The organism is Marinicella rhabdoformis, from assembly GCF_009671245.1.
Lineage (GTDB): Bacteria > Pseudomonadota > Gammaproteobacteria > Xanthomonadales > Marinicellaceae > Marinicella > Marinicella rhabdoformis.
On the sequence record NZ_VTFS01000002.1, the window covers coordinates 136,804 to 158,664 of the forward strand.

The window sequence follows — 21,861 nt, forward strand, 5'->3', positions numbered from 1 at the left end:
ACAGGTCTATTGATGCTATCAATGAATTCTTTGGCATCTGAAATTGAATACCAAATAGATTATGATTATCAATGGCAGGGTGCTGGCTGGTATGGACGTTCAGGCAATGATGATTATAAAACCGATTATGACTCACAAATGGCCATAGGCACACTGCAAGGCGATGATTTTTGTCATGGCTATGTACCTCAAATGGTCAGTATGGATGAACGACCAGAAGCAACAAGAACCAACCAATCCTAATCAGCTTATACCTTTTATTTTGAAGGTGGCAGTCGTTGTTTGGACAATGAATTACAACCATTTGATTTGATATTTGAGGATGGTTTTGAGGGTGATTTCTAAAAACAATGTTAATTTATCGTTAATTATTCTTGACATCTGATATTCGAGGCGTAGAATGCGCTACCAAATTGAACAAGGGCGATGCCCACGAAGTACAAAAAATATTATGAAAAATTATTTTATCAACATACTAGAAAATAAACTAGATACAAACGGCCAGCCGAGTCATCGCTCGTGCATGGTACGCAGTTGATTTAATGCCCTTCAAAATCTTGAAAGGCATGGATGGCCTTTCAGGGAAAATGTAAACCCGATCGGTCAGCCGCATCGGGTTTTTTTATGTCTAAAACATTTCAAAACCCCACAAACATGTCGATTGGGTGATTACCCAATTGACTAACAAATCCAATTCATCTTTGGTCTTGTCTCTGTATGGCAAGCCGGTGCAGCCAGTGTGACTGGCGTGTATGCCGATGAGTGGGTAATAGATAGCCAAGTGGAATAGGCGATTGATTTAGATTCAATTTATTTTATATTCGGAGGTTCGATTCCTTCTCTAAAGTTGATAGCTCAGCGGGTAGAGCAGCAAACATTTAATTTGCGGGTCGCAGGTTCGATTCCTGCTCAAAAACCAGCCGAAAGGCACCACGGCGAAAGCCATATCTATGTTGACGCGTGACGTCATTAAACATCACAGGTCAGTTTCAGTTCGGTGGGCGAGATGTCCTTTGTTGCTGAGCATGTCATCGCATTATGTCGATGGCATCCAAGTGATGACAGCGCAGCAGCTGTCGAACAACGGCCACCAGGAACAGGTGTGAGGTGTGAAAGCATGTGCATGCGATGTTCAAGCCAACAATGCATTGGTCTGCAGTTTGAGCCTATTCAAACTGAGAAGCAAATGAATGAAGCCATAATGCAAGGATGCATCAGACACACAGGGTGAGTGGTGTGGTTTTATGAACTTGTGGAGCCAGAACAACCCATTGTTGACCACTGGTTGGTCGTGAAACTGACTTTTTAATATTTGGATTTCACTTCGGTGAAGTACAAAGCCAACGCAAGAAGGCTTGCGGTGGTGCGGTAGGAGAGGGAATATTTTAAGGTGTCCTTTGGACAGTATTTTAAATTTATCAACGAGGTTTTAATGACTGAGTTTACATAGTTGCGAATGGTCAAACGGTTGGTTTGTCTGTATCGCACAGGAAGGAAGAAAATGATTTTTAGAAAAAGAATAGTGATTGCTGATAATGAACGTGGGTTGTTGTTTCGCGATCGACAATTAACCGAAATTTTAACTGCTGGTGTGTACCAGTTTTGGGACTTTGAAAACCGCATTAAGGTGCGTGTTTTTGATGTCACAGCGACTGAAATAACCCAGAAAGACATCAAAGCGTTATTCAGAAACAAAAACAGCTTGGCTGAAGAGCACTACACAGTGATTAACACCGACGAAAATGAGGTGGCATTGATTTACGTTGATGGTCAGTTTGTTGACTTGATGAAGCCTCAATCTGAAAAATGGTTTTGGAACACCGCTGCGAAAGTAGAAGTGCGTCGCATCAACGTCACTGAACAGATTGAAGTGTCTAACAAAGACATCAATGTGTTAGCAAAAGCGGCCAAGGCATCGGTATTATCCAAAGGTTTGGTCATCAAGGAAGTGGTGAACCAGCAAGTGGGTTTGTTGTTTATTGATGGAAAATTGGAGCGTGTTTTGAAAGCCGGCAAATACGGTTTTTGGAACTTTAACCAAACTGTAACTGTTGAAATCGTCGAAACACGTGCGCAACAATTAGAAGTGGCCGGTCAAGAAATTTTGACCAAAGACAAAGTGAGCTTGCGAGTGAATTTGTCTGCGACTTTCAAAGTTGAAGATGCGGTGAAAGCGGTGACCGAGTTGGCCAATTACAAGGAGTTTTTGTACAACGAGTTGCAGTTGTCTTTGCGTAAAGCAATTGGCACCAAAGTGTTGGATGTTTTATTGGCAGACAAGGAAGCCATTGATACTTTTGTTAAAGCCATTGTGGCTAAGAAAGTGGCTGAATTTGGTTTGCGCTTGATTGAAGTGGGTGTCAAGGACATCATTTTGCCAAAGTACATTAAGCAACCTATAATATCATTAGCAGCGTAAATCTGGTTTATCAGAACAAGGCATTTTTATGAAGCTATAGTCTTTCTCTATCAAATAGAAATAACGAAGTGCTGGTGAACCAGATTTGCGCCCTTCGGGTGAAACATTAAGCCGTCATCTACTTTGTTATTTTGATAAGAAAGAGACTGCTTTTACTTAAAAAAATGCCTAGTATCTGACAGCTTACTGTTTCACTGATAAAGGTATTTTAGGCTGTTTAATGTACTGTATGAAAACCATTTTAAACCAAGTGGTTGAAGCTGAAAAAGCGGCCAAAGCCAACATCATCAAACGACGTGAAGAAACCGCCGCGACCCGTTCTTTGTTGAACACCGCCAAGTTGATGGATCAAAGCGAAACTTTGCGCCGATTGAAAGAGTTGGAAACTTTGGAAAAAGTGGCCGATAAAGTCAACAACATCACCGTGTTTGGCGGCTTAGAAGGTTTGACCAAAGACAGCATCAAAATTAACGTTTGATGCCAATGACAAAAGCCTGTCGAACTCAGTTCGACAGGCTTTTTTGTTTATTCAAATGTGTTTTGAAATATGGGGTCTCCATCCATTAAAAATTGTATGATTTGTGGAGCGTCGGGATTGCTTTCAATGTTTATGATATTTCCTTGCTGCAAATCACACAGGTTAGAGAAAACAGACCCGTCAGGACATTGTTTGTTATCGTAAACTTCATTGAACAAAAAATCATCAATGCCAATATCTGTAGAAAGTTTATAATCATTGTTGCTATATAAATAAGTTGGAGATACGCCCCTTCCTAAATCGTTCAAAATGACACGCTCTGCCAAGTTTTGGTTTTGCCAAATATCGACTGTGGCACCGTTGATGGGTGTTTGGGTCCGGTTATCGAGCAGTTCAAAATACAATCCATTTTTTCTATATGTCGTAAAATCAATTGTTTGGCCAGCGATGTTATCAACGGTTTTTATGGTTGAGACATCACAGCTGCTTAATGAGTTGTAGTGACAGCGGTTGTTTGGCCAAGTCACAGGGTGATTCCAGCTTGAGTCAACCAGAAAATAGTAGTCACCGGGCTCTAAATGAATTTGTTCGTTGTTATTCAGATAAAAAGTTCCTATGTATGATTGACTGTCATCATAAACCTTGAAGTCAAAGCTGGAAATTTCGTCGGTTGTAAATTGGTCTCTTAAGCTGACATTAATGACTGGATTTTCAGACATGTCCATACTGATGTCATTAATGTCATTAAGTGCCACTGAGACACCATTGCCATCATTGATATTGCAACCAGATCCCAGCCCGCCTGGACAGGCGAAATCAGGGTATAAAAGAGTCTGATATTGAAATCCAGAGTTAGATTGAGCTACAAGGTAATAAACTCCTGAATTTAAATTATTTATTTCAGTGATTCCAGCACCGTTACTGAACCCATAAGCAACCCTTTCTGCCTGGTCATTATAAGCAGATACAATCATATTGGTTATGGGTTGATTTTCAAATGTTGTTGTAACATGAATACTTCCTAAGGTATTGAGTACGGCATCTGAAATCACAACTGTTTGTCCCGCTTCAGCAGTGATGGTTTGACCTTGGTTTAGGCACTCTGAGGTTAAATATGATTCGCAAACAATACCAGGGTAAACACCATAAATACCGTTGTAACTGAAAGACAGTTTGAAGTTTTGAAAAGGAATGGACCAATTTAAAATTTGTCCAAGTTCATTGGTATAGGCAGAAGTATTTGTATTTGTACTGCCAATGGGGTGTGCTCGAACACGGACGCTTTCAGCTATATCGCCACCATAGTATGTAAGGTAATCAATGCTCAGTTTGCCTTTTGATTTTAGTTGAATATTAGCTGCAGTTGTTTGATTTGGTGTGATAGTCAATGGATTGTAATCACTCACGACACAGCTGTCATCACACACGATTCCACCGTTAAAAGTGTCGAGGTGTTCGTTGTTCCCCAATGCTTTTGTTACATATTCGGCGTCTGTAGGCAAATCCCCAATAAATGTATAAAAACCATCCTCGTTCGTAGTTGTACCGGCCAGATAAGCTAAGTTGTTTTCATTGAGGGAGTATAAATGAACAGAATGATATGGCATGAAGTCACCGTTTGCATCCCTTACTCTGCCTCTGATTTTCAGCCTAGAAGCGAGCACCATGTTGATGGTTTTAGTTTGTCCCAGTTGTGCATTGATGTTACTTCCTTGGTCAATCTGACAGTTATCAAAACAGCTGATGTTGTTATAAAGTTCGCTGTTATAGCCCGCCAAATCGACTTTTAATTTGATGTTGCCTGAAGCTTGAATGAAAGTGTTAGTTGGGTTCGAATATTGTGTGAATGATGTCAATAAGTTGTTATCTTTGTATATTGAAACTTGTGGCCTATTGTTACCAACAGTACTGTAGCTGTTAATGTTTAAAATAAGCTCAAACTTGGAATCAAATTGCATGTTGTAATTTCTGTATTGACCTGTAGATATTGTCGTTGTTGAAGCTTCATCAGGGTCACAATCGCTGGTTTCAAAGCAGCTTGTACCACCCCAATATTTAGACATGTGAATGCTGTCATCATCAAATGAAAAGAAAAAGCGATAATAACCTGTTCTTAAAGTTTTTGTGATTGATTGTGAGCCTTGCGGTAAGAAAACAGTGTCTACTGTATAGTTGTTGTTTGCATCAATAATCTGTAAATACCCATTATCTTGTAATTCATTGTAATTGAATGTGACAGATGCAATGGGTGCCATTTGAAAGTTTTTTCCAGAAACATGGCTGTTATAGTTGGAAATTGAAATGGTGTTACCCAGTGTGGTCTGACAAGAAGTTGTTGGGCAAGGAATGTTGTTATAAAGCTCGGTTATGTGATTATAAGCTTTGGCTTTGATTTTATAACTGCCTGGGACCAAGCCATGAAAAGTATAGTTACCATCCTCTAAGTAATGGTTTGAGCTTGAAAAGTACAGTTTGTATGAGCCAGATTGGTTGCGTTTATATATGTTAAGAGTAGAGATTAATGCTTCGTTTTGATTGTCAGTAACCCTGCCAGAAATAGAAGAGCCTTTAATTAACGTGATGTTGATGTTATTGACACTTTGGCCCTGAGATACTTGTATCGGTGTTCCAATGGTGACATTGTCACATCTATAAATGGGGCTTTCAGGGTTTATGCATAACCGGTTTCCATAAAGGGTTGGTAAACCTTCATAATTTATTCCCCAAAATGTTTCATAGCTGTAACCTAAAACATAATAACGACCGCTGTTTAAACCAGTGAATGAATAGTTACCATTGCTTAAGCTGCTTCTTTTGACCCAATTTCCATTAGTGTCATACAGTTCAACCCTTAAATCACTGCTGTTGTTTACTCCGGTTAATGTGCCAGAAATAGAGGCTGTGTTAGCAAGTTTGGGGTTGTTTTTTGTGTCTGCACTCGGTTGTGAAGAGAGGACAAATAATGTCATGAGGAGGATGAGCTTTTTCATTGTTATTTCTGTAGAAAACTGGGGGCGTATTATATAGGTATTTAAGTGAAAAAGTCAGAATGAACTAGAATTGTCATTTGAAATTTTATTTTTCAGAAAGACAAAACAGTTCAGAAAGATTGTTATGGGGTGCTATACTCATAATATTAAGCTAAACAATCTGGTACAAATGGAATATTCATTATTCTAATGCCTTTGCTAATCAAATTATTAATAAATATGAAAATAACTTTAATCACGGCTTTGATCTTGATCAGCCAAATAACAACAGCAACAGAATACTTTATTTCGCCACAAGGTGATGACAATAACAGTGGTACTTTGAACAGCCCTTGGAAAAGCTTGTCTCACGGCTTCAACCAAGTTCAAGATGGAGATACATTAACCCTGAGGGGAGGTGTTTATCGCTTGATTGAAGAAACGGATTTAAATACCATCAACACACCGAACCTGACCTTACAATCATACTCAGATGAAACAGTCGATATTTTAGGCTCTTATGGCACAGCAAATGATACCTGGGAAATATATGACGCCAATATTTGGCGAATTTCAGCCGAAGTCTTGTCGAGTGATCCCAAAGGCATGTTCAATGGCCATACACGGGTCGATCATCAATCCGATTTAGACGGTGGTCGTGACCATGACCATGTCAGTAACCTTGTTGAGCCCAACCATTGGACGAAAGCTGACATCAATGGCACACAATGCTTTGCAGATAATGCGGGCTGTTATATTTATTTGTATCCAGCGATTGGAGAAGTGCCAAACAATGAAGTCTATGAATTGTCACAACGCAGCTTAGGCCGCGTGGCCGCCAATGGTCATCACATGGTGGTCCGTAATTTGAATTTTTATTATACCCAAAGTGCCCCCATATTTTTTGAAGGCGCTGATTTTATTACCCTAGAAAATAACAGTTTTGGGCACACCTCAAATGGCAATGACAATTCTTACGCCGTGCGCATTTGGGATTCAAAAGGCAGTGTGGTGCGAAATAACAGGGTTTTCGATTCTGTCTATTGGGGTGGCACATCAAACAGTAAAGGCATCAGTTTCATGGTTACTAAACCGGGTGAGCCGAACATTGTTGAATACAATGAGATTTACGACATCCCAGGTCGTTCAGCAGTGGGTACCAAAGGCGGAACCTCAAACTTAATCGTTCGCTACAACTATATTCATGATGTGTTCATGGCTTTCGAGCCGGGTAGTTTTCGTTGTGTATGGTCCTCAAGTAATAATGATGGCTGTCAAGAAACAGATGAGGAATACAGACCTGCAGGTGACTGGAAAATTTATGGAAATATTGTAGTCCGCTCTGAAATAGGCTTGTGGCTGCCTACATACAATGCCGATAATGACAATAATTTATTATACAACAACGTTTTTTATGATGTTAAATCGGGTGTGCAAATTGGTTGGGACGATACATTTGGCACCGTCATCAGTAATAACATTTTTGTTAACAATGAAGTGGGTATCTACTTATACAGTGGAGGCACCACCACCACAGTAGATGATTATCTGGATCAGTTCGTTTCTCACCACAATTTGTATTTCAATAACAGTCATGCAGACATACATTTAAGGCCCAACTGGGGCGGAAACTTTTACAGCGGAACACCTTATGATTTAGCCTCATTCAGTAGTCAATTTTCTGGCAGAGAATACAACTCGTTAAATGCCGACCCTGAATTTACCAACACCGTTGATTTTGAATTGATGGAAAGCAGTCCAGCAGTGGCTGTAGGAGATGGTTCATTATGGAATTTACCCTCGGTGGATATCGGTGCGTATCCATTGGGCTCGAGCCCTGATTTGATTTTTAAACATGGCTTTGATGACTGAAGCTGTCTACAGTGCTTCATGAAGAAAAATCAGGTACTTTGTTTGGTGGTGTGGTTTCAGTAGTGTACAAAAAACGCTTTAGTTTAAATCAGATGCTGTATATGATGGTGAGCGTTTTTTTACAGATAGCATGTTGGGTTAAAATATGAAAAATTTGTTGTTCTATGCGTTTTTTATTTTCATCGCATACAAAGGCTGGACGCATTTTGTAGGATCTGAAATTGAAATGGATAAAAATGAAAATGGATTCTCTGACATATACATGCCGAATAACTTTAAATCAGACGTGGTTTATATCGTCGCCCCAAAAAACTGTCCTAAAAAGGCAGGAAAAAGAGCAGATGCCTTAGAGCTGGCGCTCAAAAGTCGTGGTGTTACTGTTGTTAGAAGTAACAGTGTTAGCATAAATGCCATTGAACCCAGTGAAGAAACCATATCTAAAATTGAACGTTCATCGACGGTGTTGAGGGGAACCATTCCAGCAGTATTCTTCAATGGTATGGCCAGTTCAAACCCTACTGCTGATGAAGTGTTTGCTCAGTGGAGAGGATAATAAATACCAGATTGTTTGATAAGCCATCAATCATCTCCAAAGCCCAAAGAGTCGAGTAAAGAAAGCAGGTGGGCGTGTAAACCAACAATGTCTATCAACAATTCAAATCCTGCGATGGCTGAGGAATCCTGTTCATCATGATGTAAAATGATCTGGCTTGTGTCATAAAGTATCCAGCCAGAAAATGCCAACACCCCTAAGCCACTGATAAACAGGGTAAAAAAAGGAATGTCGATGAAGATGGACACAAGCATGGCACCAATGATGATGTAAAAAGCCATGTTCAATATGCCCAAAAGGAATGAAAAGTCTTTCTTTGTGCCCCAAACATAGCTTGATAAACCAACGAAGCCCACAATGGTCATCACGCTTGCAGTAAAAAATACGTCAGGTTTCTCATGAGCAACCAAGCCCAAAAATAAACCAGTAATGACTGTGAATAAAGGCATGACAATTTTAATGGGATTGCGCCAACCAAACCAACCACAGGCTACCCAAATGGCAATGTCAGCAAAGAGTAAAGGCCACTTCAACGCGTCTGGAAAAAAGTTGTATGAAAACAAGCCCAGAACGAAAATTCCAAACAACGACAGCAACAAATAACCATACGCTTCAGCGATGAATTTATTCACACCTTGTGGAAACTCTTTGATTTCTTCAGCGGTTAATTCTGATACATAACTCATATAAACTTCCTTGTATTTTTTTCGATTAAATTATAGCTTGGCTTGTATAAAAAAACATACAACAGGATGCAAATATTCAAATTCATGTTACTGAATAACGGTAGGATGGACTTCGCCCATAATTTTCTTTTTTTCTTCTGTTGGATAAAAGAAAGTGGCATTACTACAGGGTGAAATATATCAATCAATGTTGTGATGGGCAAAGCCCAAGTTACCTTACTTTAGGTTTTGACGCCTTAAGGTTTTGGCCCCTTATGGTTTTGACACCTTAAGGTTTTTTTAGGTGGTTCTAAAAGGAGCAAAAAAATTGACTTGGCATAGATTCTGTTCGAGAATAAATATAGACTTTATTTGGTGAACAGCATGAACAAAGCAGGTTATTTATTGATTTTTGTGAGTATTTTAGCTTTTGCAGGCAATACGCTATGGACAGTACAACAATCACCCACAGCGGAAGTTTTTAATGGCATTTCTTCGTCCGATCAAAATTTCACGGTAGCTGTTGGGAATAATGGTGTCATTGTGCATTACATCGATGGCGCGCCAGGCACATTGATACCATCGGGTACCACGGAAAATCTATATGACGTTTATGTGGGTTCTAAAAATTTGGCCATCGCTACAGGCAATGATGTTGTTTTGAGGTGGGATGGTGTTGTTTGGGAAGAAGTGACTTCAGGCTCAAACGACATTCCTTTTACAGGCACTTGGATAACGCCAGAACAAGATGTCATGTTCTACCAAAGTTTAGGCTTTTTTAATTTTATATGTCCAAACCTGCCAGGTGTTGAACCAGGCGATCAACCATTCTGCCGGGGTTTCAATGAACCCATGTTAACAGCCTGTGGAAACAGTGGAGACATAAAGTTTATTTTCGACAACGGAGATATATTGCAATTGAATAATAACTTAGGAGAAATCAATGGCGATGGTTTGGTTCATGATGAAGCCAGTGATTTGTCATTGACTGCAGCTTGGGTAGAAAATAACAATTGTACTTTTGGTTTTGTTCCACCTCGAGAAATTATGGCCATCAGAAACACCAACGAATTTTGGTTGTTCGACGGCAGCTCTTGGTCAAATTTAAACGTCACAGTTCCAAATGATCAAACGCTGTCATGGTTGGGTGGCGTTTCTATCAATGCCCTTTGGGCAGTCGGTTTTAAACCAGACGGCAATGGCGGGAATGAAGCTGTGCTTTGGCATTATGACGGAGCCACTTGGGTTGAAGATGCTTCCTTGCCTGCAGGCATGCCAGGTTTAACGGACGTTGCAGTACATTTTGGTCTGGTGGATTTAATATTTACTGATGGTTTTGAACCCATAATTCAAAGGGTTCCAGAATTAGGTGCATTTACCATTGATATTTTGGCTGCTGCTGAAGAAGGGAAAATGATTAAAGGTGAAATTGCATCACAATTTTTCACCACAACTGTAGCCGATATTAAAGTTACTAAATCATTATTGACCGCAGAACCTATAAGCCAGAATGACGTCATCACCTATGAGCTAACCATTGAAAATTTGGGCCCCCAATCGGCTTCATCAGTAACTTTTGGTGACATGTTTCGCAAGAACATGCATCTGGTAACTGATGGCTGTACTACAGAGGAAGAGTTTGATACCTTGGACGTTCAAATGAGAAAAACGGTCATACCGCTTCTTGAGGTTGGTCAATCTATCACATGTACCATGTCATTTTTGGTTGTATCAGCTGCAGGAACAGAACTGGTCAACAGTGCCCTCGCTACTGATAATTCTGACAATAATGTTGATTTCAATAAATCAAACAACGTGGTTACGATCAAAACGATGGTGCAGTAAATTGGGGCAATATATCTGTATAAAAAGGGCGAATCGATATATGAAGTCTTTTGATGGAATTTAGAATGGTCAATAAATGTAGGTTGGACTTCGCGTTGCTCGCCTAAGGCGCCTACTTGCCTTAAAGGCCCTGTTGTTGGTTGGCAGACTAACCTACCAAATTTCATTTACAAGAAAAGGGCCAAAGCGGCCCTTTTTTATTACCTTAATTTACAAAGGACTAGATATCGAATTTGATGCCTTGGGCCAGTGGTAACTCGGTAGAGTAGTTGATGGTGTTGGTTTGTCTGCGCATGTAAGCTTTCCATGCATCAGAGCCGGCTTCGCGGCCGCCGCCTGTTTCTTTTTCACCACCGAATGCGCCGCCAATTTCAGCACCTGATGTACCGATGTTGACGTTTGCGATGCCACAATCGGAACCAGCTGATGACAAGAATTGCTCGGCTTGACGCAGGTCGTTGGTGAAGATGGCAGATGACAAGCCGTGTGCCACGTCATTTTGTGCTTCAATCACAGCATCCAAGTCGTTGAATGTCATGACGTACAAAATGGGCGCGAATGTTTCGGTTTTAACCACTTCCCAATCGGCTTGGGCTTTGATCACACAAGGTTCAACAAAATGACCTGGGCCATCAACTTTATTACCACCTGTTAATACTTCACCGCCAGCGGCTTTGGCTTTGGCCACGGCACTGAGGTAGTTGTTGACAGACGTTTCGTCGATCAAAGGGCCCATTAAAGTGTCTGTGTTTAATGGGTTGCCGATGGGCACTTGCTTGTAAGCGTTGACCACTTTTTCAGTCAATTCTTCGGCGATGTCTTCGTGAACGAAGAGACGACGAGTGGTTGTACAACGTTGACCGGCTGTACCAACTGCACCAAATACAATCGCAGGAACGGCCAATTTCAAATCAGCTGATTTATCAACGATCAAGGCGTTGTTACCGCCCAATTCCAACAAAGAACGGCCCATGCGTTTGGCCACTTGAACACCCACTTGTTTACCCACTTGGGTAGAACCTGTGAATGACACCAAATTAACGCGCTTGTCATCGACAAATTTCTTCGCCAATTCGTTGCTGTTGTCGTTGAACAGTAAGAAAATCGGTGGGAATCCTGCATCTTTCAAAGCTTCGTTACAGATGTTTTGGACAGCTACTGAACACAAGGGCACTTTTTGGCTGGGTTTCCAAACAGAAACATTACCACAAATGGCGGCAACAAAAGCATTCCAAGACCAAACGGCCACTGGGAAGTTAAAGGCTGAAATGATGCCAACCACACCGAGTGGATGCCATTGATCATACATCCTGTGACCTGGGCGTTCTGAGTGCATGGTGTTACCGTACATCATGCGAGATTGACCCACGGCAAAATCAGCCATGTCGATCATTTCTTGAACTTCACCGTCACCTTCAGATTTGATTTTGCCCATTTCGGCAGCAACCAATGAACCCAAAGCATCTTTGTGCTTACGCAAAGCTTCGCCGACCAAACGCACGGCTTCGCCACGCAATGGGCCGGGCACTTTACGCCATTCTTTGAATACTTCTTCTGCTTTGGTGATGACGTTTTCGTAGTCAGCATCGGATGCTGAAACGACTTTACCCATCAATTCGCCAGTGGCAGGGTTGTGTGATTCAATCAAACCAGCTGAATCGTCAGTTGACCATTCGTTTGGACCAGTACAAGTACCGTAGTTAACGTCTTTTAGTCCTAATTCTTTCAAAAAATCCATAATAACCTCTTAAAGTTTTTCCATCATTTCTGGAATGATGGTAAATAAATCACCAACCAAACCGATGTCAGCCACTTCGAATATCGGAGCGTCTGCATCTTTGTTGATGGCGACTATTGTGCCGGCATCTTTGATACCGGTTAAATGTTGGATGGCACCTGATATGCCGAAACACATGTATAAATCAGGAGCGATGATTTTACCTGTTTGCCCCACTTGCATGTCGTTAGGCACGTAGCCTGCGTCAACGGCTGCACGTGATGCACCCGTGGCGGCACCAATTTTGTCGGCCAAGTTGAAAACGATTTCAAAGTTTTCCTCTGAACCCACGCCACGGCCACCTGAGATGACTTTGCTGGCTGTTTGTAGGTCAGGGCGGTCTGAATTGCCTGATGATAATTCAACAAATCTTGTGTGCGTGGCGGCAGTTTCTAAGCTTGATGAAACAACGGATGCACTGCCACCTGAGGTTTTGTCCGCAGCAAAAGATGCAGTTCGCACTGTTGCAACGTTATTAGCAGCTTCGGTACTGACGGTAACAATCGCATTACCCGCATAAATAGGACGCTTGAATGTTTTGGCGTCGATGACTTCCATCAAGTCACTGATTTGGTTAACGCCTAATAAGGCGGCAACGCGTGGCATCAAGTCTTTACCGAATGTGGTCGATGGACCCCAAACGTAATCATAGCCTTTGCCCATTTCAGCAATCGTTGGTGCAATTGATGCAGCCAGTTGATCGTGGTTGTCAGAACAAGTAACCGCGTTCACTTGGTTAACGCCTTCAAAAGACGCGATGTCAGCGGCTAAAGTGTCGGCGTTTGCAGCAAATAAAACCACGTCGATGCTGTCTGCGCCGAGTTGTTTGGCAGCTGTTAATACCTTGGCTGTGCTTTGATTAACGCTGTTACCGTTATGTTCTGCAATAATTAAAACTGAACTCATGATACCAACCCCTTTTCTTTCAATACGTTGACCAATTCATCCACAGATTCAACCATGATGCCTTTTTGGCGTGGTTGCGGTGGCTCATGTTGCGATACCATCACTGGTGCGCCATCAGATGAAGCGACCAAGTCAGCAATGGCTTGCACGTCCAAAGGCTTTTTCTTGGCTTTCATGATGTCAGGCAATTTAACAAAACGAGGCTCATTCAAGCGCAAGTCTGTAGAAATAACAGCAGGTAAGTCAACTTCAATGGTTTCCAAACCGGCATCTACTTCACGAGTGACTTGGGCTGTCTCGCCATTCAATACCAATTTAGATGCAAATGTGGCTTGTGGGCGGTTCCACAAAGTCGCCAGCATTTGAGGTGTTTGGTTGTTGTCATCATCAATGGCTTGTTTACCCATGATGACCAAGCCAGGTGCTTCTGCTTCAACCACTTTCAATAACACTTGTGCTGCGTGCAAAGGCTGGATGGCTTCGTTACTTTCAACCAAGATTGAACGATCGGCACCCATGGCCATCGCTGTTCTTAATTGTTGTTGGCTGTCGTTGCTGCCGATGGTGACTACCACCACTTCGTCAGCATGACCTTGTTCTTTGATTCGTAAGGCTTCTTCTATGGCGATTTCATCAAATGGGTTGATACTCATTTTGACACCGTCTGTGGCAACGCCAGAGCCGTCAGGCTTGACCTGAACACGCACGTTGTAATCCACGACGCGCTTGATTGCGACCAGTATTTTCATGGGAAATTCTACGCTGTTTAAAAGGCGTCGGATTATAGCACAATGCCGCTGGCTTTAAAACTTGGAGTCAGTAAACCAGCGGCATGTTAATGGTGGTGAGTTAATGTGGTTTAGTTTAAAGCCAGTTTTATATTGACTGGTAAGTATTTATCTTCAAATCTTAAAGGGTTGATTTGATTTACAATTTGTTGCTTTAAAGGCAACCATTTCTTTGGCCAGACGTTTTTGTAACCAATGAGGTATTCAATTATTTCAGCGTGGTTTTGCTCAAAATAAGGTGATGCTATCAAAGCTTTTAAATAGCGATAACTGTGTTCACTTTCTTTGTTAAAAGCATAGTGCATAAAACGATTGAGTTCTTTGTCAGATGGATCAGAGGCCAATGACTCTAGTAGAAAGTCGGCTATTTTTTTATCAAAACCAACTGCCGATACATATCGGGAAGCTTGTTTCATGTCTGTAAATGGTGCTTCCAATTCAGCCATCTGTTGGTATTTTTCATTGTGTTTCCAGCTGTTAAATACATATTTTAATTGTTTGAATACATGCGTTTCCGCTTTCATAGACAAAACAAGAGGTTTGATTTTAGGGTGTGAGACATTCAACTGATCGAATTTTTTCTGAGCCCACATGTCAGGAACTTCAGTCAAAACTTGCTTGATTTGCTCAGCTGATAAGTAATCGACAAACAAATCCAAAGCGGCCACCACAGGCACTAATTGGCCTGTGTGTCGAATACATCCCGAACCATAAGTGTATTGAATTTCATCTTGTAACCACAAGGAATGGTCGACCACTGTTTTGGCGACTTGTTTTGGTGCCAGTCTAGATAGAGCCACCCAGCTGCCAAGGGCCACTTCGAAGCTTTCATCTTTGATCAAAGGCAGTAAATCATCAGCATTGGTGTGCATCGCTATGCGGTTAATGGCTTGGTACCTGAGTCTTTTGCCTTGGTAATCATCTTGATTCAATAAAGAGGTGGTTTTTAATTTATCAATGGCGTCGTCCAGTGACAGTTGTTCTTTGCTGGGGTATTTAAAAAGGTTGTCCCAATTGACCTGTTTGGTTAAGTTTTTGGCGTAAATTGGATTTGTTCTAATATATTCGAGTGAGTGTAATTTACTTTGACGAGGCCAAGCTTGGTAGGCATTGTTGGCCACTTGGTCATATACCGGAATTGATGGGTTGTTCTTTCTTAATAAACCCGCCTCAACGTAAGGCCAAAGTTCATCTTTGTCTAGGAATTGACTCAAGGCATGCAGTAAAGCATTGGCTTCATTGGCTGGGTCTGATTTGATGATTTTATACCAGTCTTTGGTTTTAACTTGATGACCTTCTAAGTCTGAATAACTGTTGACTTCGTGCCAATCATTGCGCTTCATTTGATAGAGATTGCCATTAAACTCTTTGATGACCAATTCAGAAGGATCGGCCACCATCATGGCATGGGATACAGGAAACAGTATGGTAATCAAGCTGAGGACAAGGACAAAGACCCAGGTATTTTTTTTCATATCAAACTCCAGTTATCAGTAATAAGTCGGACATGAAAAAATTCAAATAGGTTCAAACTGATTTGATTTGTTATGAATAAAAAAGTGTAATGCCACTGTTTTTAAGAGTTTACAGTGGCATTGTTGTTGGAGAAAAATATTAATTTTCAAAGCCGTTTTCAAAAATTAAATCAAAACCAAATGGTGCAATACATGAAGGTGAGTTGCTGGCCAATCGGCTGTCAAATAAGTCAATAACGGTTGGATGAAATTCATCATCACTTAAGCCACAACCTGCACCATTAGGAGCGCCAACATGGCAATAACTCATAATCGTACCTTTGCCGCCAGCCGGGCAAGTGGGCGTGCCACCAAAGCAGCTGCCACCTTCACCATTGTAACAATTGTCTAAGGCAGGGGTATAACAATGGGTGTGTGGCGATCCCATGTTGTGTCCTATTTCGTGGGCCAAAAATTGTGCAATAAAACCTGTGCCAGCATTAGAACCAATTCGGTTGACACTGTAACTGCCTACTGTGGCTGTTCCACCATTTGCTAAAAAACCATTTTCACAATACTGGTTAATCCAAGCAATACCAGAGAAACTGTTGGCATTGATGTTTTGTCCACTGAGTAAAGCGGCAAAATTACGGTAGATATGTGATTGATTGACACGCCAATGTTCACCGAAATCTGTCAAAGCTTTGCTGATGTCCGGCTCGTTTGGATAAGGGTCGTTATTGGTTCGCAGTGTTACATCGCCCATTAAGAACTTCACAGAAGCGTCCCTTTCAAAATAAACGTTCATGTTAACAAATAAAGTGTTGATGTAATTCATGGCGGTGTTGACGTTATTAGATTTCCCGTCCATCCATTCAGTATCTGTATCTATAGCCAATATGGCTTCGTAATCGATGCTACCTTGTAAGTTTGTTGAGAGGTTGTGGGATTTCATGGCCATTTTCATATCAGCCAAAGGATCACCCGGCTGGTTTTCAATAGAAGATAAGCAAGAGGACGAGGCATCATGTGAATTTTTTGGCACTGAATTAACTCGGAAGTCGAGGCCTGTTTGTAAATTACCTGTGATATTAAAGCTAATCCCTTTTTCAATCACCATGCCGGTTACATCTCCAGTTTTAGCATCAACCAACAAACCTAAGCCATGTTTGGCTGCACTGAATGCCATTACTTCTATAGGCGCAATGATTTGTTTGCCTTGGTCGCTCAGTAACGTTATTTCTGCACCTGGTGCCATCAACTCATAGCGGGTTAATTGTATGTTTTGTATGATGGGTGAAAATTTTTCATTTTCAAGTTTAACCAATTGAGGGAAACCATTAACTTGAATGGCTTGATTAACGCGGGCATCAAAAAGCTGATTCTTTGTTTTAGGGTTGATATGCCAACTTTGTTCAATGGGTGTTTTATCAGGTGAAATTGTCGGTGGTGCTTGTAAAGCATTGAGAACTGAGCTGGTTTCACCGGAAACTATATGGGAAAAGATAAGTAATAATAGAAATAAAATGAAGTTAAATAGTTTGGTATACATGGGTGCTCTTCAAAATAGTGGTGTTCAATGATTTTATCAGAGCTATAGAGGGCACTCACTAAATTTTGGACATATTTTTTGAGCGGGTGAGGGTGTCAGCCAGCAACCTAGAAAACGGTTGCTGGCTGATGTTAAGTTATATCTGGCTATTTTGAGTATGGTTTTCCATTCACTTTGACGTGTCCAGATCCGTCGTCAATTAACTTAAATTCTCCTTGTAAATCAGTGATGTCAATTGATCCTGATCCATCGTCAACGGTGAAGTCGCCAGCCACATGTTTCGCTTGGATTGCGCCTGAGCCATCTTCGATATTAACATTACCACCCATTTGCTTTAATTTAATTTCCCCAGAACCATCATCAATGGTGAATTCGCCAGTGATGTCTTTGGCAATGACATTGCCGGAGCCGTCATCAATTTCTACTTCTGATTGAATGTTTGATAATTCTATGTGGCCAGAACCATCATCAATTTCTACTTCGTCTTTGATGTTGCTTAACTCGATATGACCAGAGCCGTCATCAACTTCAACAGAACCGTCTATATCAGAAATTTTTATGTGACCAGAACCGTCATCTACGATCAAGTCAAACGACTGTGGTACTTGAATGGTTAAATGAATACTGATTTCAGGGTTTGAAAACAGCTTGTCTTTACTCTTTGCTTTCAATAAAGCAAAACCTTGGTCGCGTTTGAGTTCAAATTCCATGTCATCGGCAAAAGCAGATTCAAAATCATCCATGTCATTATACTTGTCTGATTCAATCTTGGCCTCAACTGTAATCACATCGACATCTGCGCCCACAATTTCCATGTGACCGGCACCGGCATCAACTTCTAAACCGTCCACACGGCTGGCTTCTAGAGTCAGTTGTCGATCAAATGACAGGTCTTTGCCTGCATAGGCAGAAAGCGCCAAAGTGATACCAGCTGCCAAAATTATTGTTTTACTTTTCATGCCTAATTGATGCATATAGTTTTCCTCTGTTTTTGTTTTCAATACCATTATAAACGCATGATTTAATACAATGTTACAATGCGTTTTGATTTTTTTGGGAATAGATTAACCATGCTGATTTCAGACAGTCACCAATTTATTTTTGTTCACGTAAGGAAAGCCGCAGGCACCAGTTTGCGACAGATCCTTGAGCAGGTGTCCTTACCGAAAAACAATCAACTTTGGTATAAATTATTGAGCCGGAACGGCTTTGCTGTTGATTACCATAACTACAGTTTTCGCAAACATTCTGCCTTGATTGAAGCAGAAAAAAGCATGCCCGCTGAAAAGTATCAAAACTATTTTAAGTTTGCTTTTGTCAGAAACCCTTGGGATCGATTGGTATCAGAATTTGAATACATCAAAACCCAAAGCACGCATTCTCGGCATAAAAAGTTAAGCCAAATGACTTTTGAGGACTACATTACTTACCAGGGTCAAAGGCCGGCCGCGCATCAGTTCAATGTGCTTTGTAATCAACAGGGTCAATTGGATTTGGATTATGTCGGAAAGTTTGAGCACTTGCATGAATCACTGAAATACATCAGTGAAAAAATAAAGCTAGACTGTACCCAAATACCCCACATCAACAAAATCAAAAAACAACCATTTCAAAGTTATTACAACAAAGAAACGCAGCAAAAAGTGGCGAATATATGGGCCAAAGACATTGAGACCTTTGATTACCATTTTGAATATTAACGAAAAAATAACAATTATCCGTTGACTTTAAGACATTTTTAAACATAATCATCAGACATTGGCGAACGGTCGCCATTTGAATTAATAAATAAGTTCCAAACACAGACGCTAAAGGAGGCTTTCATGAAACAACAATTTAACTTAAAAAATGTATAGCCAACTTACGAACAAAATTCGTTTGAAAGGCTAGGACGCCATTCAGACACACTTTATAGAAAAGCCTGAATGGTTCCATTCAGGCTTTTTTTGTGCCTGCAGTTTTATCTCTGCACTAATACCACAAAATCAGCCAAAATTATTTTGATATGACAAGTTTGCCTTTAGGGGCTTATGTCAGGGGCTTTCGGCTGCCTGAAATAAACCGGCAGTGTATTTCATTGTTGGGGTTTGAGCCTTGTCATTCAGTGATCAGGAGATATGCCATGGGCATACAGATAGAAATAAACAAAGCGCGCGTGCCGATAAAAATATACACAGAGGACGTGGCGCCACAGGCGATTAACCAGTTGGTTAACATCGCGAATTTGCCGATTGTGCACCACCACATCGCAGCCATGCCAGACGTGCATTTGGGTATTGGGGCCACCGTAGGTTCAGTGATACCCACTTTGAATGCGGTGATACCCGCTGCAGTGGGTGTAGATATTGGTTGTGGCATGAATGCGGTGAGAACCAGTCTAACGGCCAAAGACCTGCCTGACAACTTGTACGGTGTCAGACGTGAGATTGAAAAACGTGTGCCCGTGGGCTTTAACCACCACAGCAAGACGGTGGTTAACCGTTCAACGGTTAATGGTTTGGATAAGCCACTTGATGACTTGGTGGCCAAGCATCCTGCTATCATGAAAATGTTGCGTAATTTCAACAGAACATGGCATCGACAATTGGGCACTTTGGGTGGTGGAAACCACTTCATTGAGTTGTGCTTAGATGAAAACGATGACGTTTGGATCATGTTGCACTCGGGCTCTCGCGGGATTGGCAATGTGATTGGTAGGTACTTTATTAATCTGGCCAAGAAGGACATGCAGCGACATCAGCAACATTTGCCTGATGTGAACTTGTCTTACTTGCGTGAAGGTTCGAAGTATTTTGAAGACTATGTGGCAGCTGTTGACTGGGCGCAAGAATATGCCTGGATCAACCGCATGGAAATGATGAATTTGGTGGTGGATGCTTTAAAGGCGTCGAAACTGCCTGCGTTCAAATTGACCAAGAAAGCCATTAACTGTCACCACAATTACATTGCGCATGAAACGCACTTTGGTGAAAAAGTTATCGTAACCCGCAAGGGTGCGATTCGAGCAGGCGAGGGTGAATTGGGCATCATTCCAGGATCAATGGGTGCCAAATCCTTCATTGTCAGAGGCAAAGGTTCGGCGATGAGTTTTTGTTCATGTTCACATGGTGCGGGCAGAAGCATGAGCCGCACAGAAGCCAAGCGGTCATTCAATACGCGAGATTTGGATGAGCAGACACAAGGCGTTGAATGCCGCAAAGACAAAGGCATGTTGGATGAAATACCCAGTGCTTACAAAGACATAGATCAAGTGATGGCCAACCAGAGTGATTTGGTGGACATTGTCCACACATTGAAACAAGTGGTTTGTGTCAAAGGCTGAGTAAGCGAAGAACATGTCCATGATGACCATGTTAATGATGACCATGTTAATGATTAACGAGCCTCAAGTCAGTAGCTTGGGGCGCTTATAAGAGATTGAATATGAAAGTAATAAGTAAACAGATGAAAAAAGAACTTAAACACTTAAAACAAATTAAAGAAATTTTAGAGAATTGTCATGGACAAAGAATTACTCGACGAGTTGATGTATTGCTTATCTGAGGATAAAACAAAAATACACTATTTCAAAGACAAGTACTGCTTGTTTTTGTTACAACAAATAGTCAAAGAAAAAACAAAAGTACACACATTAAAACAAGGTGCCATGGCACATTTGTTCAATAAACCAGTGGTTAAAAATTGGTTGGCATCATGCGGTGGTCAACAAATTCACCCGTGGATGGTTGAACAACTGTGGGGTCTGGATTTACATCACTTTACCTTGACTTTAGGGTCTTGGGGTGGTGATTCACCCAGCTGGCAACAAACCTGTAGAAAAGGTCATAACCTGGTGTTGCAGTTGAACTTTTCATCACAGCATGACCGCTTTTTGGATAAGTTGTCTACAAGAAACGGTGACCAATTTAAATGCCACAGCCACCCAATTCACGCCCAAAAGCAAACGTTGGCTTGGGCCAGATTGGATGTTTCAGATGACTTGTCTGAGGTGTTGATAGAAGAAATTCAAAATGATTGGTTGCGCAAAGCCTTGGGCTGGCATGATTTTTTATCGGGTGAAGAAATGCAAGAAGAGGCTGAGTTTCATGGCTTTGTAAACTGGCAACTGTTGGACCGTTATGTGAATCGCTTCATCAAACCTTTGTTGTCTGTATGGCACGAGGCGATGTTGTGTACAGCGGTGGAATTCATCCGCAATGAAATTGGTGCCAAACGTATTTATATGTATGAACACCAAACTGGGTGTGCTTTGAAACAGATAGGGCAGTATTCACAACCACCCAAGTCATTGTATACCAAGCTGCCCAAGCAATTTGGCTTCAAGTTGTCAGAACAAGCGCCTGATTTTTTGCAACAAGACCGTTTTGCTGCTAAAAAAATGAAACGCTTTGAAAAACAACACAAAACCAAATGCCAATGGTTCAATTTGAACTTAAACACAAACTTAACAGAGGAGCTAAAACATGCCTCGTAGAAATAACATAACCATCAGACGCACTATAAGAAATCCCGTGGCACGTGCGGCCAGTATGCACAAAGGCGGGGCTCATGAAAAAACCGAAAAGGCCAAACGGCAACAGCGC

General features: G+C 41.3%; 16 protein-coding genes, 1 tRNA gene and 1 pseudogene. 10 read left to right on the forward strand and 8 right to left on the reverse strand.

The genetic code is table 11. From position 1 onward, the window contains the following. Positions 1-12 precede the first annotated feature (12 nt). The 4 genes and pseudogenes from FET73_RS06950 to FET73_RS06965 form a co-directional block, all read left to right on the forward strand. Complete coding sequence (locus FET73_RS06950; protein ID WP_154223228.1) at positions 13-243, forward strand: hypothetical protein; 231 nt, start codon at positions 13-15, stop codon at positions 241-243. Positions 244-844: 601 nt separating this feature from the next. Then, positions 845-913 (forward strand) — tRNA-Lys (locus FET73_RS06955). Positions 914-1,501: 588 nt separating this feature from the next. Continuing rightward, a complete protein-coding gene (locus FET73_RS06960; RefSeq protein ID WP_179952156.1) occupies positions 1,502-2,419 on the forward strand; it encodes a slipin family protein in 918 nt (305 codons plus the stop codon). Positions 2,420-2,648: 229 nt separating this feature from the next. Beyond that, positions 2,649-2,897, forward strand: a pseudogene (locus FET73_RS06965) (slipin family protein); the annotation flags it as partial. A gap of 47 nt (positions 2,898-2,944) precedes the next feature. Here FET73_RS06965 and FET73_RS06970 read toward each other — a convergent pair. After that, complete coding sequence (locus FET73_RS06970) at positions 2,945-5,887, reverse strand: carboxypeptidase-like regulatory domain-containing protein (RefSeq protein WP_154223230.1); 2,943 nt, start codon at positions 5,885-5,887, stop codon at positions 2,945-2,947. 219 nt (positions 5,888-6,106) lie between these two features. Here FET73_RS06970 and FET73_RS06975 point away from each other — a divergent pair, with 219 nt between their 5' ends. Both FET73_RS06975 and FET73_RS06980 read left to right on the forward strand, forming a co-directional pair. Continuing rightward, positions 6,107-7,738 carry a right-handed parallel beta-helix repeat-containing protein gene (locus tag FET73_RS06975; RefSeq protein ID WP_179952157.1) on the forward strand — a complete coding sequence of 544 codons (1,632 nt, stop codon included), beginning with the start codon at positions 6,107-6,109 and terminating at the stop codon, positions 7,736-7,738. A 145-nt stretch (positions 7,739-7,883) separates the two neighbouring features. Continuing rightward, complete coding sequence (locus tag FET73_RS06980; protein WP_154223232.1) at positions 7,884-8,291, forward strand: hypothetical protein; 408 nt, start codon at positions 7,884-7,886, stop codon at positions 8,289-8,291. Positions 8,292-8,317: 26 nt separating this feature from the next. Here FET73_RS06980 and FET73_RS06985 read toward each other — a convergent pair whose 3' ends face one another. Then, entirely contained in the window at positions 8,318-8,977 is a 660-nt protein-coding gene (locus tag FET73_RS06985) for a Bax inhibitor-1/YccA family protein (protein WP_154223233.1), read from the reverse strand. A gap of 363 nt (positions 8,978-9,340) precedes the next feature. Between FET73_RS06985 and FET73_RS06990 the strand changes: the two genes are divergently transcribed. Continuing rightward, a complete protein-coding gene (locus FET73_RS06990; protein WP_154223234.1) occupies positions 9,341-10,801 on the forward strand; it encodes a DUF11 domain-containing protein in 1,461 nt (486 codons plus the stop codon). Positions 10,802-11,021: 220 nt separating this feature from the next. Here the strand turns inward: FET73_RS06990 and amaB are convergent, their stop codons facing one another. From amaB to FET73_RS07020, 6 genes are all read right to left on the reverse strand, one after another. After that, positions 11,022-12,539, reverse strand: a complete 1,518-nt coding sequence (gene amaB, locus FET73_RS06995; RefSeq protein WP_154223235.1) for an L-piperidine-6-carboxylate dehydrogenase — start codon at positions 12,537-12,539, stop codon at positions 11,022-11,024. A gap of 9 nt (positions 12,540-12,548) precedes the next feature. Then, complete coding sequence (locus FET73_RS07000; RefSeq protein WP_154223236.1) at positions 12,549-13,484, reverse strand: electron transfer flavoprotein subunit alpha/FixB family protein; 936 nt, start codon at positions 13,482-13,484, stop codon at positions 12,549-12,551. Then, positions 13,481-14,233: an electron transfer flavoprotein subunit beta/FixA family protein gene (locus FET73_RS07005; protein WP_154223237.1), complete on the reverse strand. Its 753-nt coding sequence runs from the start codon at positions 14,231-14,233 to the stop codon at positions 13,481-13,483. Before FET73_RS07005 ends, FET73_RS07000 begins: the two co-directional genes overlap by 4 nt. A gap of 110 nt (positions 14,234-14,343) precedes the next feature. Then, complete coding sequence (locus FET73_RS07010) at positions 14,344-15,747, reverse strand: hypothetical protein (protein ID WP_154223238.1); 1,404 nt, start codon at positions 15,745-15,747, stop codon at positions 14,344-14,346. Between the two features lie 139 nt (positions 15,748-15,886). Then, positions 15,887-17,278: a M12 family metallo-peptidase gene (locus FET73_RS07015; RefSeq protein WP_154223239.1), complete on the reverse strand. Its 1,392-nt coding sequence runs from the start codon at positions 17,276-17,278 to the stop codon at positions 15,887-15,889. Between the two features lie 146 nt (positions 17,279-17,424). Then, on the reverse strand, positions 17,425-18,252 hold the full coding sequence (locus tag FET73_RS07020) for a DUF4097 family beta strand repeat-containing protein (RefSeq protein ID WP_154223240.1): 828 nt from the start codon (positions 18,250-18,252) through the stop codon (positions 17,425-17,427). Positions 18,253-18,348: 96 nt separating this feature from the next. On the opposite strand from FET73_RS07020, the gene FET73_RS07025 reads away from it, so the two are divergent. The 3 genes from FET73_RS07025 to FET73_RS07035 all read left to right on the forward strand — a co-directional run bounded on the left by FET73_RS07025 (position 18,349) and on the right by FET73_RS07035 (position 21,752). Then, positions 18,349-18,978, forward strand: a complete 630-nt coding sequence (locus tag FET73_RS07025) for a sulfotransferase family 2 domain-containing protein (RefSeq protein ID WP_218944287.1) — start codon at positions 18,349-18,351, stop codon at positions 18,976-18,978. 422 nt (positions 18,979-19,400) lie between these two features. After that, on the forward strand, positions 19,401-20,600 hold the full coding sequence (locus FET73_RS07030; protein WP_154223242.1) for an RtcB family protein: 1,200 nt from the start codon (positions 19,401-19,403) through the stop codon (positions 20,598-20,600). 177 nt (positions 20,601-20,777) lie between these two features. After that, on the forward strand, positions 20,778-21,752 hold the full coding sequence (locus FET73_RS07035) for a hypothetical protein (protein WP_154223243.1): 975 nt from the start codon (positions 20,778-20,780) through the stop codon (positions 21,750-21,752). The last annotated feature ends 109 nt before the right edge of the window (positions 21,753-21,861 follow it).

Excerpts from the sequence above, each read along its gene's own strand:
- FET73_RS07025 (WP_218944287.1), top strand. The coding sequence starts at position 18,349 with ATGCTGATTTCAGACAGTCACCAATTTATTTTTGTTCACGTAAGGAAA.
- FET73_RS06990 (WP_154223234.1), top strand. The coding sequence starts at position 9,341 with ATGAACAAAGCAGGTTATTTATTGATTTTTGTGAGTATTTTAGCTTTT.
- FET73_RS07035 (WP_154223243.1), top strand. The coding sequence starts at position 20,778 with ATGGACAAAGAATTACTCGACGAGTTGATGTATTGCTTATCTGAGGAT.
- FET73_RS06970 (WP_154223230.1), bottom strand. The coding sequence starts at position 5,887 with ATGAAAAAGCTCATCCTCCTCATGACATTATTTGTCCTCTCTTCACAA.
- FET73_RS07010 (WP_154223238.1), bottom strand. The coding sequence starts at position 15,747 with ATGAAAAAAAATACCTGGGTCTTTGTCCTTGTCCTCAGCTTGATTACC.
- FET73_RS07005 (WP_154223237.1), bottom strand. The coding sequence starts at position 14,233 with ATGAAAATACTGGTCGCAATCAAGCGCGTCGTGGATTACAACGTGCGT.
- FET73_RS06985 (WP_154223233.1), bottom strand. The coding sequence starts at position 8,977 with ATGAGTTATGTATCAGAATTAACCGCTGAAGAAATCAAAGAGTTTCCA.
- FET73_RS06975 (WP_179952157.1), top strand. The coding sequence starts at position 6,107 with ATGAAAATAACTTTAATCACGGCTTTGATCTTGATCAGCCAAATAACA.
- FET73_RS06960 (WP_179952156.1), top strand. The coding sequence starts at position 1,502 with ATGATTTTTAGAAAAAGAATAGTGATTGCTGATAATGAACGTGGGTTG.
- FET73_RS06950 (WP_154223228.1), top strand. The coding sequence starts at position 13 with ATGCTATCAATGAATTCTTTGGCATCTGAAATTGAATACCAAATAGAT.
- FET73_RS07030 (WP_154223242.1), top strand. The coding sequence starts at position 19,401 with ATGGGCATACAGATAGAAATAAACAAAGCGCGCGTGCCGATAAAAATA.
- amaB (WP_154223235.1), bottom strand. The coding sequence starts at position 12,539 with ATGGATTTTTTGAAAGAATTAGGACTAAAAGACGTTAACTACGGTACT.
- FET73_RS07015 (WP_154223239.1), bottom strand. The coding sequence starts at position 17,278 with ATGTATACCAAACTATTTAACTTCATTTTATTTCTATTATTACTTATC.
- FET73_RS07000 (WP_154223236.1), bottom strand. The coding sequence starts at position 13,484 with ATGAGTTCAGTTTTAATTATTGCAGAACATAACGGTAACAGCGTTAAT.
- FET73_RS06980 (WP_154223232.1), top strand. The coding sequence starts at position 7,884 with ATGAAAAATTTGTTGTTCTATGCGTTTTTTATTTTCATCGCATACAAA.
- FET73_RS07020 (WP_154223240.1), bottom strand. The coding sequence starts at position 18,252 with ATGCATCAATTAGGCATGAAAAGTAAAACAATAATTTTGGCAGCTGGT.